Genomic DNA, 18,335 nt, shown 5'->3' with positions numbered 1-18,335 from the left:
TATCATAAAAATAGCGTTCTTAATAGTCATCCTTATAGGGATGTATTTGTCAATAAGTTATTCGTTGATGCAAACTCATGTTGATCGATATTACCATAAGTTTCGATATCCTGCATCTAGTATGATTATAGGACTCTCACGAGCGAATTTTGGTATTGCACCTGAAATTATAGAAGAAGAATTTACCGGATCAGATACTATTGATAAACCAGTTTTAAATTTTTCCTTTGAGCTATATAGATCTTCCTATGGACCTATTTACAAGGAAGATATTGAAGCCAAGATTAAAGAAGGAACCAAAAATGGACTTTTTATTCTATCAGTTTCTCCTGGGAGCTTTTTAATACCCTCATCGGCATCAGATAATAATCTAGAAGAGCTGGATGAAGATACTATATTGGGTAAAATGAAGTGGTTAAATACCGATCCTAATTTTGAGTATATGGCAAAATGCTATGCTAATCCGCTTTACAAAGGAATACTTTTTCCCGATAGTGATATTGTTGTGAAAACGCGTAAAACGGGATGGACCGAATTTACGAGAGGTGACATTACCTATCAAGTAACCGATTCGATGGCCACAAAATGGGAGCGCGAAACTTTGGTTTCTTATAAAAAAATATTGGCAGGGCAGAAGATATCTAAAACCAGATTAAGAGCCTTTAAGGAGACAATCGACATGCTTAAAAACTACGGCAAGGTGGTTTTGGTACGCATGCCTGTAGCTAAATCAGTACGTGATTTTGAAAATGAATTTTGGCCCGAAATGAATAGCTTGATCAATGAGATCTCCAGAGAGTATTCGGTTACTTTTCTTAATTATACAAATGACTATAACCGCTATAAATATTATGATGGGTCACACTTTTTTTCTGAGAGTGCAAAGACATTTACTCATCAACTAGCTAATGATATTAAAAAGTTGAAAAACTAATGATTTGTTGTTATCGGTGACTCTTCAAGTAGAGGAGTATTAAGATTAGTCATCGTACTTGTGGTAATACCGTCTTTTTCAATCTCTAATAAAAGCTGATATTGCTCGTTATTTTTAGGAATAACAACTAGAACATTGGGGTTGGTACTTAAGAGTTTTGTGGCAATTGGAGATTCTGGTCCTGCCATTTTAACCATACTCCATTTATAGGTGATATCTTTTTTTAAATCAGCTGCATATACCCATTGATTATTTACAAGGAACATAGCCTGGTAAAACAAGCTGTTTCCAGTGTAAGTGGGCTTGGCTGGTTTAAGAATGTATGGTAGTAAGGTATTGATCTTAACGGCACCATTATTCCAAATATTTTTTAATTGAAGCGCGAAGGGTTTGGGAACACCATCTTTGTTATACAAACCGTCAAAGCTAAGACGATTATTTTCAAATTGATCTTGCCAGTTACTAATAAAAGTATGTTCATGCTGAAGGTTATTTTTAGTCATGGTATTAACTGCTATGTCAGAAATTATATAACCTACATTGTTTTTCTTTAAATACTTGACCACTTGTTCAACACCATTTGCGTCTTCATTAATATGCAGGGAATAGCAAACAGAAGATGGTAATTTGGCAGCAAGTTTTTCTAATTGGAACAATGTTTTTTCATGCACTTCAATATCAATAAAAACCGGACGATCATCGATGACATTGATTTTTGAAATAAGATCTCTTACCCAATCTAGATATGCTATTTGTTGATGTTGTACTATTGGTTTAGTAAAAGAATTATTGAGATTTCTAAATACATCATTGCCTATATTCCAACCAATTATATGATCATTCTTTTGAAGTCTTCTAACTGTTGAAATAATCTTGTTATTCAAATGATTAATTGATGATCGATCTTCTTTGAAATTTATATCATCTTCAATCCAAAAACTATATATGGTATTAATGCTCTGTTCTTTGGTTATGGTCAATATATTTTTATCATAAACTCCGGGTCCAGTAAATTTAATAGTATTAATTCCTAACGACTTCATCTTTTCAAAGTCCTCAATTAGATTCATTCTGCTTAAAACATAGTGATCTTTATACCAATTACTTCCCTTCTTGTAATTAACACCTTTCAATTGTTTGGTAAATGAGATGCCACTATTGGTATTTGCGGCTCTTAACCTATTGAATGTGACATTTTCGTATGAATATGAAGGTACTTTTGACTTTGAAAAAAACGTATTGAAATCAGAAAAGTTAGTAATGCTCCAGTCTAATATGGTTTCTTTTTTGTATTCAGGAGTATTTTTGTCAAATGAACTATTGAAGTAGACAAGCGCATTGATTTCCGGATGCTTTTCGTTTATATTTCTTAACCCTTGTTGTACCCATTGTTCCTTATAATCTTGTTTGCCTAGCGAACCAAATTCTGCAATCATAATTGGTGCATTGGTGATATAAGATAGTCTTTCTTTAAATGGTTCGTAAAGCTCTTCAAAACTATAGTTATCATAATTAAGTATGGTCAATCCCACCCAATCTACATATTCTTTTCCTGGGAAATAGTCTTCAATAGCATTAGGTTTCCAAGGATTCCATACCCAGATAACATTATTAACATTAAGTTCAGAAAACTTATTATGAATGTATTTCCAAGCTTCTCGAAACTCATTTGCAGTATTATTTCCTATACTTGACCATGGATAAGCAGGATTGTCAAACTCGTGTGCGAAACGCAGAAAAAAAGGCTTTTTGTATGCTTTTAGCTTCAGTGCAAAACTGGTTATATACTGATCAAAAACACCATTGGTGATATGCTTAAATATCTTTTGCTCATTCTTAAGTAATATGATACTATCACTACGTTCAAAATTACTGGACCAAGGTTCCCATGTAATCATCGGTATCCTTTTATTAGTAATTATTGAATCTATTATATTGGTTGGAAACTGACTAGAACCTTTATCTCCCCATGCCAGATACAACGAGTGAATATTAAACTTAGTCTTTTGATTGTTTTCCACCTCCTTGATCATGGCTACATCTGAGAGGCCACTATCATTTGAAGGAAGAAATATCCCCGTATAATTAGGTTTTAAGCTGTATTGATTATCGGGTTTAACACCTTCCCACTGATTGTATTGATGTACTTTTAAAAATACTGCGGATAAAAAAATTATGGTTATCAGAATAGCTACCGCGTAAGATCGGGATATCTCATATAAGCGGTGTCTTGTTTCCCATAGAAACAATTTAATACTCATTTTAGTTTCCAACAATTTTTCCTTAAATACACTTCTATCGGGATCATATTCGGGATGACTATGGTGTGCTAAATACACTGAAAAAATCATGAAAAAGGTATTTAGCAAAGCGAAGCCAGCCATGAATACACTAAATGGTGTCCAGTCCTTTGATAAGCCGAAATGAATGGCATAAACAGAAACAGCGGCAATAATCAGGTTTGGAAATACAATTGGCCAATTATTTTGGTCCTTATCGTCTTTGGGAGTGGGTAGGTATGGTACTCTTTTTCTTATTAAGGTATAAAAAAGACCAACGCAATATACCCACCAGGTACTAATTTGTAGTAACCCACCCACAATATGATAACCACGTTCCCTCTTGTTCATTACCCAACGTTGCACATATGATCTTATAAGGAGCACACTAAATATTAAGGGCAGTATAATAATGCTAAACATAATCATATTCCCTTTCCAAGGAGAAGTACAGGTAAGTAAGGAAATGATAGGTATTAGGAAGTTGATTAAGTAAATGACCCCTATTAGATAATGAAAAGGAATTAAACCATAATGCAATTTTTGTCGCAGATTTAATTTTCTGAAAATTTTAGGATAAGTGGTTACCAAAAGTTCTAAGGTACCTCTTGACCATTTTAGCTGCTGCTTGTAATAAGCGGTAATGTTGGAAGGTACATACCCTAAGGTGAATACTTTTGGGACATAAATTGATTTCCAACCCTGAGCATGTAGTTTCATAGCTGTGTGCATATCTTCAGATAATCCCGCGGCATGCCCACCAATAGAATCTAAAGCGGCTCTTCTAAACATGCAATTTGCGCCAATAGCGTTTACTGTACCGTATGAGTTCATGCACATCATCATAGGGCCATAAAACTGAAAAGTTTGTTGCGCCGCACCCTTAGCAACATATGATTCATTAAGGTTTGAATATGCTTGCACGGTCTGCACGTATCCTAATGCTGAATTTTCAAAATATGGGACAATTTGATCTAAAAAATTTGGTTGCGGCATATGATCTGGATCTAAGATCAAACATATTTCACCGGTGGCTTGTTTTAAAGCGTTGTTTATATTACCGGCTTTTGCATCAATACGATTATCACGTGTTACGTGAATCACTCCAAGTTTTTTACACTCTTCCATAAGAAAAGGATCGTTGGCTTCATCACATAAATAGGTCGTATGTGGATATGGCATTTTTTGAATAGCAGTAAGCGTATCAATAATCATGTCATAAGGCTCGCCGGGGAAATAGGTGGTCAATACATCTACCGTAAATCTTTTTTCGCCCTTAGGCTCATCTGGTACTGATATTGACCAATAATGATACCACTCATAAATTAGTTTAGAATACGAATACACCATTGCCGCAATCAGTAGAATATACACCGGTTTGTAGCCTACTAGGTCGGGGTTTAAAAACCAATAGAAGAAATTAATGGTCGAAAGGACACCAATCACAATCATAAATCGCAAGGCGCGCTTTTGCTTTTTGGTGGGAGCTGTGACCATTACTTATAGTTTTTGATTTGGTTTTAGAACGTAAAACGGAATATTGGTCGTGGCAGCTTGACCATTTTTATTCTTAATAGCACAAAAAATTCTGTATGGCCCTTCTTTTTTTGGAGTTTTAAAGGTAGTTGTTAAGCTGTTACTACTTACATAATTAAATAGTGTAGTCGGTCTTTTTTCAACATCATGCCAGCGATAATACCAATTTTCTGGGAGTATTTCCCATTCAATTAGAGTATAATCTCCTGTATTATCTTCTAAGACTAATTCAATATCGTGAGAAGTTTCAGGTTGAAATACCAGACTTTTATTGGCCCCTTTTTCTTCTATAAGTAAGTATTTTATACGGGGTAAATCAATATCAACTTCAGATTGTTTCCAAATATTGGTCATTTCTAATGCGGTTTGGGTCATAGTACTATCATCCAAAAATGTACTATACCATGTATGTGTACGTTCTTGCTTTTTACCCCAGTAAAAGAATATGTCTCCTAAGAATCTGCCGTTTTTTAAATTTATATACCGTTGATAACGTTCAACATATTGCTCCGCTTTTTTTGTGCTGTTATCTTCAATTTGCGCCCCCCATTTGGTATAGGCTGCCGCTTCCCACGGACCATTGATACCCCATTCTGTTATAATAAAAGGCCCTTTCCACAATAATGAGGTTTTGCTTAGGTCATTTTCCATATTACCTAAGCCCCCAAAACTATTAAATCCAATAGCGTCTAGGGGTTCACACCAAAGAGCAATTCGCGTTATTTGAGTTTTAGAGGAATTGGATATTGCTGTGGTGAGCGGATGATTTGGGTCGCTATTTCTAATACTTCGCACCAATCGATTGAAAAAACTATAGAAGTTTTTGCTTTCTGAACGTTTCGGAAATTTAATCTCATTACCAAGTACCCACATTAATAATGCAGGATGATCTTTGTATCTACTTACAAATTTGGTGAATGTATTAATGTTACTTTCGATAAAAGTTTCGTCCTCGTAAAAGTCACACAATTCTCTTAGGCAACGTTGAATCGGCAGATCGATCATAACACTTAAATTATTGGCATATGCATCATCAAGTATTTGCTTTATTCCTAAAGTGTCATATACCCGAATGGTATTTGCCCCTGCTTGTGATAATTCTTTAAGAAATAATGAATCAGTAGCAGCTCCCTTTATAACAAAAGGTTTGTTGTTTTTAAGCAACTGATATCCATTAGCAGTATGCTCAATACGTACTTTTGCAGTTGAGTAAGCTAAATGATCACTTTTATGGGCAAGTACAAAGTATGCCAACGGTAAAAGAATAATCAATACTAAAAACCATTTAAAAAAACGAGTTTTAAAAATCATATCGCTAGGGGGAGATTAGCGGAATAAAAATAGTAACATTTACTATTCAGTTAGCCTTTTTCCGGTTTTTTCAATCTAAATTCTACTATCGACAACAAATTATCTTTTAACGGTATTCTGAAAAAAATTTCAGCGAAAAAACAGACAGATAATCGTTGTTACCAGAACTCGAATCTTGATTTAATAATTTCAAAATCAAAATTTACAGTTTAGTTAATTAGTTGATCGATCTACTTTGCATATATTTCTGATCATACCTCCAAAAATAAAAAAGTGAAATGGTAGCATGCTATACCAGTAGAGCCTACCAGCCAGTCCTCTTGGTCTAAATGTAGCAGTTTGGTGTAATACGTTATTCTTGTCTATATTAAATTCGAGCCACGCTTCTCCAGGAACACGCATCTCCGCAAATAGCAGTAATCTTTTGTTATTTTTATCAGCTAATAGTACACGCCAAAAGTCTAATGCGTCTCCTTCATAAATAATATCGGGACTTGTTCTCCCGCGACGTAAACCTACTCCGCCAATAAGTTTATCAATGAAGCCTCTAATTTTCCAAAGCCAATCGCCATAATACCACCCCGTATCACCTCCAATGCGCCAAATGTTCTTTAAAACAAGTTCTGGGTGTTTAACCTTTTTAGTTTTCTCATCTTTTAAACAACCATAGGTAGGTACTTCTACATATTTCTTTAGCTCTTTTTTAAACCGGCCACTTATCATACTATCTTTCCAACTACTTACAACGCGATTCTGTTTTATTTTAGAAAATGCCATTTCAATGGCTTCTGTATAAGTATGTGGTTTGATACTTAAAATTTCTTGTAGTCTTTTATCTTTTGTAATTACCTCGATCTTCATGCTATCCACCAAATTTAAGGCCAATTTGTACGATGTAGAAGTAACAAAGTACAACCAATATGAAGATAATTTTGGTGTCATCAAGGGTAAGGCAATAATCCAATTTTTAAAACCGCGTACCTTGGCATATTGATGAAGCATTTCTTTATAGGTTAAAATGTCTGGGCCTCCAATATCGAATGATTCATTATAGCACTTTTGATTTCCGATAACGCCAAGTAGAAAATTAATAACGTCTCTTATAGCAATAGGTTGACTTTTGGTAAGCACCCATTTTGGAGTGACCATAAAGGGTAATTTTTCACATAAATCTCTAATAATTTCAAATGATGCACTTCCAGAACCTACAATGATTGCAGCCCTTAGCACGGTAAGATTGTAACTGCCTTCATACAGTGTTTCTTCGACATTTTTGCGGGACCACAGATGTTTAGAAAGGTTGTTTTCATTTACAATCCCGCTCAAATAAATTACTTGATTTACCCTAGTATGTTTCATGTAGCTATTGAAATTACGGGCAGATACTTCCTCTTTTTCATCAAAATCGGTCGTGGATGAACTCATTGAATGAATCAAGTAATAGGCAATATCAATGTCTTTTGGGATTTTTCCAATCTGAGGTTCTTCTAAAAAATCAATTTCAATAATTTTTATTTTACTTAAAGTTTCGGCATCGACTGATAGTCGTTTGGCATTACGAACGCAACATATTACGTTATGTCCCATATCGAGTAGTCTTGGCAACAAGCGCATACCAATATACCCATTCGCTCCGGTAAGTAAAATATTCATAATCAGAAATTTAAAACACTAAATTACAAATAATCAGTGCTATTGTTTGCTGAAAACTCCGCCTTTTTATTGAGTATTTTTTTAATAAACTTGTGCACGTTTTTGTCGGTGGGTGCCGCTTTTATTTTTATGAAATAGTGATCTCGATAAATAGAATATTCATCTTTTTTCCCTTTATATAAAGAAAGTTTATAGTAAGGTATGACCAGGGCAAAAGTTTCTAAAAGAGATCTAAATCGTATAATAACCCCTTTAGGTCTTATTTCAATATTACATGAATTTATGTACTTGTCTAAGATGAGTAAATTGTGAATTTCAATACTGCTACTGGTAATAAACAATTTGGGAGAGCCAACCCCCTTCAGATTCCATCGCTCTTTTAAAGTAAAAGGTTTTCCGACTTCGTTTTCAATTTTTTCTTTTATAGTGGGGTCGTTATAGGATACGTTTAATAGCATTTTCAAAGCGATCAATTACCTATTAAAGATACTACTTAAATCACTAATGATAGCTTTCAGAATCTTATATCAATATCAGTTTAATAGTTATCTTTGCAGGCTTAAAAAGACTATCAATGCTGCAAGAGTTTATTACAACAGCCATAAAAGAACTGATAAGTGACCAGTATGAAGTTGCTATTGATGAGGTTGAGTTTCAAAGTACACGCAAAGATTTTGAAGGAGATATTACAGTGGTAATCTTTCAACTATTGAAGTATGTAAAAACCAATCCAGTTCAACTTGGTGAAACTATTGGTGCTTACTTAAAAAAACATGTTCAGGAAGTTGTAGACTATAATGTGGTAAAAGGTTTTTTGAATTTGGTGATTAGTGATCAGTATTATCTGAACTTCTTTAATACAATACAGCTCGACGAAGAGTATGGGCATGTTAATCCTGATCTTTCAAATGGTGCTGTTTTGGTTGAATATTCATCTCCTAATACCAACAAACCATTACATTTAGGGCATATTCGTAATAACTTACTAGGATATTCCGTTGCTCAAATACTTAAAGCCTCTGGGAAAGAAGTGGTTAAAACCCAAATAATAAATGATCGTGGGATTCATATATGTAAGTCGATGTTGGCTTGGCAGAAGTTTGGAAATGGAACAACACCCGAGTCTGAAAATATAAAAGGAGACAAGCTAGTTGGCAACTACTATGTAAAGTTCGATCAAGAATATAAAAAGCAGATAGAAGACCTGATGGTCAACGGTCTATTAGAAGAACAAGCAAAGAAAGAAGCCCCCATTTTGCAAGAAGCTCAGAAAATGCTACAAAAATGGGAGCAAGGAGATGAAGAAGTAGTCGCACTTTGGAAAAAGATGAATCAATGGGTTTATGATGGTTTTGATGTTACTTATAAAGCGTTGGGGGTTGATTTTGATAGTTATTACTATGAAAGCAATACCTATTTATTGGGTAAAGATGTTGTAGAAGATGGATTAGAAAAAGGAGTTTTCTTTAAAAAAGCTGATGGAAGTGTATGGATAGACCTTACTGATGAGGGACTTGACGAAAAAATAGTACTTCGTAGTGATGGTACTGCGGTTTATATGACACAAGATATTGGGACCGCCATACAAAGGGTAAAAGACAATCCCGATATTAATAGTATGGTTTATACCGTTGGTAATGAACAAGATTATCATTTTAAAGTACTGTTTTTAATCCTAAAAAAACTTGGCTTTAGTTGGGCAGAAAATTTGTACCATCTTAGTTACGGAATGGTTGACTTACCTTCAGGAAAAATGAAAAGTAGGGAAGGTACTGTAGTTGATGCAGATGATCTTATTAGAAATATGGCGGAAACGGCTGGTATTATTTCAGAAGAATTAGGGAAACTAGAAGATTATACCGATGCTGAGAAATTGATTCTTTATCGTCAAATAGGATTAGCAGCATTGAAGTATTACATTTTAAAAGTTGACCCTAAAAAACGAATTTTGTTCAATCCCGAAGAATCGATCGATTTCCAAGGAAACACTGGTCCATTCATTCAATATACGTACGCAAGAATTCAGTCTATTTTAAGAAAGGCTTCAGTAACAGAAGTACAGGAAGTCGAAACAAATGTGAACCTTCATATTCGGGAAAAAGAGTTAATAAAAGGTTTGGTACAATACCCTGAAATAGTGCAGCAAGCGGCAAAACAATATAGCCCTGCACTTATTGCTAACTATACCTATGACTTGGTGAAAGCATTTAATTCTTTTTATCAAAATGTTCAAATATTAGGTGAGGATAAAACTGATTTTAGGGTGCAACTTGCCGCTAAGGTGGGTAAAACAATCAAACTTTCTTGTGGTTTGCTAGGTATTCAAGTGCCTGATAGAATGTAACTTCATTCTTATTAAATTAATTTAGTTTTTTCCTGTTTTTTTGGTAGGGTTTTTTGCCTTCAAATTGTTTTGTATATGCTGACACCGATTGTTGGCAGTATAATTTGATATCCATGAAAACGAAACCTAAACACTCAGAAAGTGTTACTTTTTATAGCGAAACATTTAAGCAACTCGTTATCAAAGAGTACGAACGAGGTTTGCTTAGTATCGACGGGCTTCGAAATAAATATGGAATTGCTACTTCTCATGAGATTTTGAGCTGGATAGGTCAATACACACCACAGCCTGTATCCTTTAAACAACAACAATTAAGAACAATAGAAAATCAATTAGTACTTAAAAAGCATAAGCTACAGTACTCTTAATAAATTCACCTAGAACAAGCCCATTTTGAGGTTTGTATAACTGGGAGGCCCCGGCAATTATTTGTTGGGGTTTTTCATTTTAACACTTTTATGGGTAGGGTTTTTAGCGTACTTGTTGTTTTATTTATGAAGACTATTTGTTTTCATGCCCTTCTCCTTACCTAATTTTTTGATTATTACAAAACGAGTTGATACTCGGACAACAACATTGACAAAAAACAACATGCTTACTAAAAAATCGAAAAAAACACGTATTTACAGCCAGACATTTAAAAGCCGCGTTATTGAGGAATATAAAAATGGGTTTTTAAGTATTGAAAAATTGCAACGTAAGTACGGAATTACAAAAAGCGGCACTATCCTTAAATGGATTAAGGAAGATGGAAGCATTGAAGCCATTTATACTACCGAAAACCACTTCCCTTTTAAAATTCATTAAAAATGTAATCTAAAGCTAAAGTTAGGTGTAATTCCTAATGAAAGTTGCTCTACTTGCTGTACATCCTCAGATTGAGGAGTTTCTAACCTGTAATAGATATTCAAAGTATTGCGTTTATCAAAAATGTTTAGTAATGCTGCACCTATTGTAGCTCTCACCCGATCATTCAAACTAAATTTATAATTCGCGGAAAAGTCAGTACGCCAATAGTCTGGGAGGTTAGCCCCATTCGGAATATCGTAATTAACAGTGTTTATAAGTCCACTTGTGTTTACCTCATTTCCTTCAAGCGGCAGCGTATAGGGTCTTCCGGTTCTCCAGTTTGTTCCCAATGCAAATCTTATTTTTTTCCAGGTGTATGTGGCTGCGACAGTTACCGCATGTCGTATATCAAGGTTGTTTCTAAAAGATCCTGGGTCAAGGTCGGTAAACTCATAGTTGTTCACATTATAGCTATAGCCAAGCCAAGCACTAAAATTCGCAGCTTTCTTGTTTAATAAAAACTCAACACCTGATAAACTGTAACCACCTTCACGGCGTTCAAATTGATTTTGATTTTGAAAGCCTTGATTGGAGGTTGTGATGCCGGTTACATCTTTATAAAAACCACTTAATGAGACCAACCAATTATTTTTGTTATAACTAAATTCGGTTGATACTTGTGTACTTTGGGTAACGGGGCGTGTACCATCATTAGAAAGCTCCCAACGTCTTTTTTCAACCCCTAAAAAGTTATCCTGGAGATCGATTTCCTGTGTTGCGGTTTGGCTTTTCATTTCAGCACGAAGCTCGCCGGTAATTTCTGGCGAAAATTTGTAAACGACATTAAGCCGAGGTTCGATTACTAATTTATCGAAATTAGAAAAGTAGTTTGCCCGCAGTCCTACTCTGGCTCCAAGGTCTCCCGTTTCTGATGAAAAATTATACTCACCAAAAATAGCATGGTTGCGTAGTACGTCTTTCCGGGTTTCATTAAAACTTGGAATATTAATGTCGGTTATGTTGGTAACCCCGATTTCAGAAAAGTGGTATCCGCCGGATATGTATACGCGTTCCCCTTGCAGGTCATACGTGGCGATTAACTTGGTGCCCGTTTCAAGCACTTCGTTTAATTGCAATAAACGTTGATCAGAAAATAAGGTGAAGTTTAAGGCATCTAAATCGTAATTAGTATAATAACCAGAAAGGGTAGTGGTAAGGCGGTCCGTCCATTTTGCTGTCCAATTTCCGCCAAAGGCTAAACTTTTTTGATCAAGAGAACTTTCCTTTTTTTCATCAAATGGATTTCCTGTTATTTCAGCGCGTTCTTCGTAAGTAAGTTTATTAGCAATATTGATAAAACTAACTCTAAATGAGTGCTTGTCATCTAAATCGTATAACAGCTTGGCTGAAAGATCGTAAAAGAAAAACTTCTCTTCTCCTTCAACATCTTCAACATCTTCGCTTGTGGTAAGATCTGTTATTTTTGAATCTTGAAATGCCCGAGTAAAATACTGGTCATATGTTGGAGAACGTAAGAAATCAGTTGCTGAACGACGAGCCGATATCTGTGCTGAAAGTCCATCTCTTATCGGTAGATTGGCATATGCATCTGCGCCGATAAAGTTAATGCCGCCTCCACCGCTAAATTCTTCCTTAACGTCATTGTCGGTTTCCATTTTAATGACACTACTAACACCGTCGCCATACTGCGCATCGGTACCATTTTTGATAACAGCAATATTATTGGTCACGTAAGGATTAAATGCAGATATTAAGCCAAAGAAATGTCCTAACTGAAACATTCTAATATCATCCCATAATACAAGATTTTGATCATTAGTACCTCCGCGAATATTAATGTCAGAAATAGTTTCATCTATGCTTTTTACTCCAGGTAGCGCTTGAATGGTTTGTAGTACATCAGGTTCTGCAAGACCAGGTAAAATTCCGAAATCATCAGGATTCATGCTAATTACCCCGTCTTTCTTTTTCTGAATACCGACAGTCAAGAATTCGGTTAAAACCACTTCATTTAGAGTTTCGTACTTTCTTTCTAGCTTAATGAGTGGACAATTGGTTAAATCCAGCATATCCTTGGCATATACTCCGACCGATTTATATCCCAAATAACGTACTTCGAGTGAGTCCGTGCGTTTTATTTTTGAAAGTTTAAAACTACCGTCTTCAATACTTAGAGCCCCTTGACTCTTATTGACCACAACAATGGTGGCTCCAAAAATACGATCATCATTCTCTGCGTCGATGATGGTTGCGCAAACAGTTAATTCAGGATTTTCACTAATAGTGTAATTACCTTTTGTGAGTTCGTTAAAGACCAATTGCGTTTGGCTTGAAATGTTTTGGAGAAGTTTGCTTAAGTAGGTTTTTTTTACATCAAAAGACCTAACATAAACATTATCAAGCACTTCGTCTACGTAGGTAAATGAAACAGAAAATTGCTGCTCTATTTGAGGTAGTACCTCAACGAGCAGCAATTTGTTGTTTTGTTTTAAGTCTTGCGAAAAACTTACCTGAAAATTATGTAATAAAAAGAGGAGTATTAATAGGTGCCAACTCCTACTTATTATTTTCTGCATATAATATTACCTTCTTATCTTGAATATCAAATATAAGATTTAAAGGAATACTGATGCTCTTCAAAGCTAAATTTACGTCGTTATTACTGAAATTTCCTGTGAAATTCTTATTCAAGTCTAAATTTTCAGTTTCAATAACGATGTCATGCTGTCTTTCAAGTTCAGCGATAACGATACCTAATGGCATACTCTTAAATGAGCTTTCATTAAGTGTCCATGAAGGAACTTGTGTAGTTGGCGCTTCTTTTGATACTACTTCACCATTTAATACAGTAAAAGTAGTTCCAGCGGGTAATTTAGTTACCTCTCCTTTGTGCGCTACACTCACTAAACCTTCGTAACAAGTTACTTGGAAAAGTCCTTCGCGGTTATTTACATTAAATTGAGTACCTAGCACTGATACAATACCATCAGAAGTAACTACGTCAAATTTTTGTCCTTTTTCTACTTTAAAAAATGCCTCACCTTTAAGGTTTACTTGACGTTCTTCGCTCCACTTACTTTTGCTAAATGAAATTTCAGAACCGGCATTTACAATAACTTCTGAGTTATCAGGAAGTCGTACTTCAGTCATTTCGGCTAAGTCAGTCGTAACTGAAGTATCAAGGGTATTGATATATGTGTAGAAACCTACTGCAAGCACAACCACAGCTGCTATGCGTAAAACTGGTTTCCAAACGTTCATTTTAATGACCTTGGTTTCTTTTTCTTCTTTAATCTGGGGTGTAGCAAGATAGTTGGATTTAAAAGAAGCAAATGCCGCTTTTTCATCAAAAGCTGGGGCATCCAACTTATCTAACGTACTAATGATTTTGTTATACGACTCAAACTCGGGAGTTTGTTGTAACTCCTGAAGCTCTGAGTTTTCTAACTCGTCATTTAGCCATTTTGCTAAAAAATTGTCTTTCATGGTAAAACTTTCTTAAACTTTAAACTTGTTTTGCAAACTATGTATCACTTTAAAATCTCGTCGCAAACTCGAAATTATCTAGTTCTACATACATATAACAACTTGTTTTAAGTTTACCCTACCCTTTTTTCAAAAAAAAATTAAAAAAAAAATTAAAAAACTAGATTCCATCAATGGTTACGCGTAGTTTTTGTAGGGCTTTATGTATTCTTTTTTCTACTGCTTTTACAGATATGTCCAGCATTTCGGCAATTTCTTTATACTTTTTGCCATCAATTCTATTTAATAGAAATGCGGTGCGTTCAGCTTCAGTTAAATTGGCTAATGCCCGTTCTAATTTATCTTTGTATTCTTTTTCTTCTAAAACATACTCAGGAGATTGGTTGTCAACGTCCTCACTTTGCTTAGCATACTTAAGCGCAATTTTTTGTGATTTTACATCATTTAAAAATAAATTGTTGGCAACTCGATATAAAAAGGCTTTTGCCTTGTCGCTTGCTACCTTTTTACAATTCTCCCAAAGTTTTAAAAATGATTCTTGAGCGACATCATTGGCTTTTGCCTCGTCACCACACTTATAGTATATATATCGGTAAATGGCTTTTGAGTTTGCCATATAAACATTCCCGAACACTGCTTCTTCGCAAACATCTGGAGTAACTACCTCACTCAAAATAGATCTTGTTTATTTTTAATAAATTAATTTAAAACTACCCAAAATTAACGTTTTTGAGTGCATTTGAAGAAAACAATTTTTAAAATAGAAAATAAAGGTGGTAATTTACACATTAATTTAAGTATTACAGTGACGTTTCAATTTATGATTAACCCTTCAAAGTTTAGTATCTATATTATAGGTGTTTTTTTACTGCTATTATCTGGCTGTCAGGATGATATACCGGATATTGAGGAGCGTCCTGTTATCAGTTTAGAAACTATCACTGTTGATTCTGATTTGTTTAGACTAATAAAAAGCACCGCTGCAAATGACGGGCGTGTCGATAACTTGATTGATGATTATGATTGCGGTGAATTAGTATATCCAGTGACAGTTATGGTGAATGGGGAACAACTTACGCTTACATCGGATGCCGGTATTGCTGAAGTGCAAGCAATTTTTGATCAAAGTACTACGGATTACGATTTTGTTACTTTTAATTACCCTATATCATTCATTAACGATGATCATACCATTGCTGAGGTGGCAACCGAAGCAGATTTTGATGCATTGATTCAAGAATGTGAAAATGATTTTCAATTAGGTGCGTTAACTTGCCTTGATTTTACCTACCCTTTATTTATGATCACTTTTGATCAAGCAAAACAAACTTCTGATAATTTTAGGTTAGAAAATGATAAAGAGTTGTTTGATTTTATGGTTGCTTTGGCTGATGATAATGAGGGCTTGCCATTAAACCAACAGGAAATAGCAAGTTTGTTGTACCCGGCAGAGGTTACTTTGGAAGATGAGGAAATGAGAAATATTGCAAATGGTACCGATCTGGAGACTCTTTTAGAGGGCATTGCCACCGATGATTGTTTTACTCCTGCTGGATTGGTTTTGGACGATACTGCTTTTAGAGCGTTGCTTGATGCTGATGACTTTGTTTTTAAAAGCTACATAGAAGGTACTAATGATCGTACAGCAGAATTTTCAGCGAACGTAATTTCTTTTAATAACGATGAAACTTCACAAATCACCGATGGTAGTTCTAACAGTTCGGGTAATTGGGGTTTAGAAAGAGACTATAGCGCTTTAGAATTAGATCTCGATTTTAACAATGCTACTTTAAATAACGAATTTGATAGAGATTGGGATCTTATACAACTAAACGATCTTGAATTTGATATTCGCTTTAGAAATCAATTTTTAACATTAAGAAGGGTTCGTGCAACCACTCCTACAGAGTTAAATGTTTTATTGGCTAGTGCGGGATGGACGGTAAGTAATTATACGACAACAGCAAGCGGCGATCAAACAAGTCTTTTTAATCAACGTGTTTTCACATTTAGCTCAAATGGCGAATTGCGAGCTGCTATAAACAATGCAGGAGTAGAAGGCACATGGCAAGTAGCTGTGCGAGACCAGTTTGACTTGTCTTTAAATATGACTTTTGAAGACGTGCCTCCTTTTACTCAAATAGCCACAAGTTGGCAGGTACTTAATTACAACGACACTCAAATTACACTTCAACTTTTTAATGCAACTAACTTGATAGCGACTTTAGTCTTCGATAAGCTATAGTTATTCGTTTGATTACAAGCTGTTTATGTTAAAAATCAATTTTTTTTACGCAGAAATGGTAGGGTTTTTTTGTTTGTAATTGTCTTATAAACATGAAAGCACAAACACGATTATTAAGCCCCCGAAAATTACGCCAAGAAACTAACTTTATGTTAAGTGGTATTGCACTTACCATGATTACTATAGTAGGTTTGTTAGTAGCAACTACGATAGTTTAATTTCAAAAAAGATTTTTAAGTCTTATTGATCCAACAAAAAAGATTGGATTAATAAATACAATTTACATTAGGTTTTTGGTTGGGAAAAAAGGTTGTATTTCTTCGGAAATGCAGCCTTTTTCATTTTATTAAATTAATTGCTTTATAATCAAAACGTCAATTAGAATAATTAGAGCAAACTAATCCTGATTGCAGTGCGAACATGAAATCTTTTTGTGTTGGTAAAAAGTTGCAGTACTCCCTTCAAACCTAAGTTTTGTCTTATTTTATTAGATAGCTTGATTTACTATTTAAAATGTTCAAGGTGGGGTTTTTTGATTACAAATTGTTTTATAATAGACAAACTATACCAAACTAATGTTTTTAATGCATTTAAAAACATACGATATGAAGTTTCAACTCCCCCTATACCTGTTTAGAATTCTGTTGATACTCTTCCTATTTGTTTCATGCCAAGATAATTTGAATGAAACAGCTGGGGTCGATGAGCGCGAACAAGTTGAAGAGGAAGTGTCTGAAGCGGCATTTACTAAAAACGACCCCTTAATGGATGATATTTTAAGTCTGGCGGTCAATGATGGTGCAAAAGATGACGTTTTAGATGGGCTGTCTAAATCGCAAATAGTTTTACCTGTTGATCTTACTATGAACAATCAATCTTTCAAAGTAGAAATGGAAGATGATCTTTTTATTGCTAAGGCTGTAGCCAACTATTCAAATCAAGATGATGATAAGGTTACGTTTCAGTACCCTATTACAATTCGCCTTGACGATTATTCTGAACAGATTTTAAATAATGAAACGGAGTTTCTGGCAATGAAAGAAGAATTGCAAAATGAACCGATGGTTAATAGAATTAGCTGTTCAGAAATCATGTATCCTTTTAATATTGCTTTTTTTAACAAGGTTTCTGGAGATCGTGGGATTATAAGAATTACTACTGATCAAAAACTAATGGAAACTTTTAATAGTATACTTGATTCCGATGTTCTTGAGATTGAGTATCCGGTTGAAATCAAAAATACTTTTGATTCTGAAACAGTATTCATTGAAGATAACGATCAATTTAAAATTGAGGTGACAACTAGTCAAACTACATGCGATGCACAACCTGAAGTGCAACCTACGGGCATGGTTACAGTTTGCCATAATGTTTCGAACAATCCAAGAAATTTAGAGATTAATATATCTGCCTTAGAAGCACATTTGCGACATGGTGACATTTTAGGAGGTTGCAATTAGAGTGTGCTAATAGACTTATAAAATATTTTTAATTTTTTAAAATATTAGGTAGGGTATTTAGATACTTAATTGTTTTATATATGTAAACAAACAAGAACAATCATCAGTTAAAAATGCCCCTTTTAACTAATGAGTTTTAAAAAATATAGAAACTGATTTTAGTGATGTTTGATCAGTTTCACATGAACAATTTACATTAGGTTTTTGGTTGGGAAAAAAGGTTGTATTTCTCCGGAAATGCAGCCTTTTTCATTTTAGCAAGACTACCATTACTCAG

The 18,335-nt window shown here is 34.7% G+C and carries 13 protein-coding genes; 6 read left to right on the top strand and 7 right to left on the bottom strand.

Annotated elements, in window-relative coordinates:
* The first annotated feature begins 67 nt into the window (after positions 1–67).
* Positions 68–934 (top strand): hypothetical protein, encoded by an 867-nt coding sequence (locus tag ABN763_RS09480; RefSeq protein ID WP_410485222.1) that lies wholly within the window; start codon positions 68–70, stop codon positions 932–934.
* On the opposite strand, the gene ABN763_RS09475 is transcribed toward ABN763_RS09480, so the two are convergent.
* The 4 genes from ABN763_RS09475 to ABN763_RS09460 form a co-directional block, all read right to left on the bottom strand.
* On the bottom strand, positions 931–4,710 hold the full coding sequence (locus ABN763_RS09475; protein ID WP_410485221.1) for a glycosyltransferase family 2 protein: 3,780 nt from the start codon (positions 4,708–4,710) through the stop codon (positions 931–933). The genes ABN763_RS09480 and ABN763_RS09475 overlap by 4 nt on opposite strands.
* Before the next feature lie 3 nt (positions 4,711–4,713).
* Positions 4,714–6,060: a glycoside hydrolase family 2 TIM barrel-domain containing protein gene (locus tag ABN763_RS09470; protein ID WP_410485220.1), complete on the bottom strand. Its 1,347-nt coding sequence runs from the start codon at positions 6,058–6,060 to the stop codon at positions 4,714–4,716.
* Positions 6,061–6,273: 213 nt separating this feature from the next.
* A complete protein-coding gene (locus ABN763_RS09465; RefSeq protein ID WP_410485219.1) occupies positions 6,274–7,713 on the bottom strand; it encodes an SDR family oxidoreductase in 1,440 nt (479 codons plus the stop codon).
* Positions 7,714–7,736: 23 nt separating this feature from the next.
* Positions 7,737–8,171, bottom strand: a complete 435-nt coding sequence (locus ABN763_RS09460; protein ID WP_410485386.1) for a hypothetical protein — start codon at positions 8,169–8,171, stop codon at positions 7,737–7,739.
* 116 nt (positions 8,172–8,287) lie between these two features.
* Between ABN763_RS09460 and argS the strand changes: the two genes are divergently transcribed.
* From argS to ABN763_RS09445, 3 genes are all read left to right on the top strand, one after another.
* Positions 8,288–10,057 carry an arginine--tRNA ligase gene (gene argS / locus ABN763_RS09455; RefSeq protein ID WP_410485218.1) on the top strand — a complete coding sequence of 590 codons (1,770 nt, stop codon included), beginning with the start codon at positions 8,288–8,290 and terminating at the stop codon, positions 10,055–10,057.
* A 113-nt stretch (positions 10,058–10,170) separates the two neighbouring features.
* Positions 10,171–10,425: a hypothetical protein gene (locus ABN763_RS09450; RefSeq protein WP_410485217.1), complete on the top strand. Its 255-nt coding sequence runs from the start codon at positions 10,171–10,173 to the stop codon at positions 10,423–10,425.
* 223 nt (positions 10,426–10,648) lie between these two features.
* Positions 10,649–10,864, top strand: a complete 216-nt coding sequence (locus ABN763_RS09445) for a hypothetical protein (RefSeq protein ID WP_410485216.1) — start codon at positions 10,649–10,651, stop codon at positions 10,862–10,864.
* Here ABN763_RS09445 and ABN763_RS09440 read toward each other — a convergent pair.
* From ABN763_RS09440 to ABN763_RS09430, 3 genes are all read right to left on the bottom strand, one after another.
* The gene (locus ABN763_RS09440) at positions 10,861–13,443 is read right to left on the bottom strand and encodes a carboxypeptidase-like regulatory domain-containing protein (protein WP_410485215.1); all 2,583 of its coding nucleotides are present in this window, start codon (positions 13,441–13,443) and stop codon (positions 10,861–10,863) included. The two genes, ABN763_RS09445 and ABN763_RS09440, sit on opposite strands and share 4 nt — an antisense overlap.
* Positions 13,424–14,353 carry a FecR family protein gene (locus ABN763_RS09435; protein WP_410485214.1) on the bottom strand — a complete coding sequence of 310 codons (930 nt, stop codon included), beginning with the start codon at positions 14,351–14,353 and terminating at the stop codon, positions 13,424–13,426. Before ABN763_RS09435 ends, ABN763_RS09440 begins: the two co-directional genes overlap by 20 nt.
* A gap of 160 nt (positions 14,354–14,513) precedes the next feature.
* Positions 14,514–15,026: an RNA polymerase sigma factor gene (locus ABN763_RS09430; RefSeq protein WP_410485213.1), complete on the bottom strand. Its 513-nt coding sequence runs from the start codon at positions 15,024–15,026 to the stop codon at positions 14,514–14,516.
* A gap of 66 nt (positions 15,027–15,092) precedes the next feature.
* Between ABN763_RS09430 and ABN763_RS09425 the strand changes: the two genes are divergently transcribed.
* Entirely contained in the window at positions 15,093–16,598 is a 1,506-nt protein-coding gene (locus ABN763_RS09425; protein ID WP_410485212.1) for a hypothetical protein, read from the top strand.
* A 605-nt stretch (positions 16,599–17,203) separates the two neighbouring features.
* A complete protein-coding gene (locus tag ABN763_RS09420; RefSeq protein WP_410485211.1) occupies positions 17,204–18,058 on the top strand; it encodes a hypothetical protein in 855 nt (284 codons plus the stop codon).
* Positions 18,059–18,335: the final 277 nt, after the last annotated feature.

Source organism: Spongiivirga sp. MCCC 1A20706 (assembly GCF_046524175.1).
Classification (GTDB): domain Bacteria; phylum Bacteroidota; class Bacteroidia; order Flavobacteriales; family Flavobacteriaceae; genus Spongiivirga.
The sequence above is the reverse complement of the archived record's forward strand: the minus strand, read 5'-3'. Positions and strand labels throughout refer to the sequence as shown.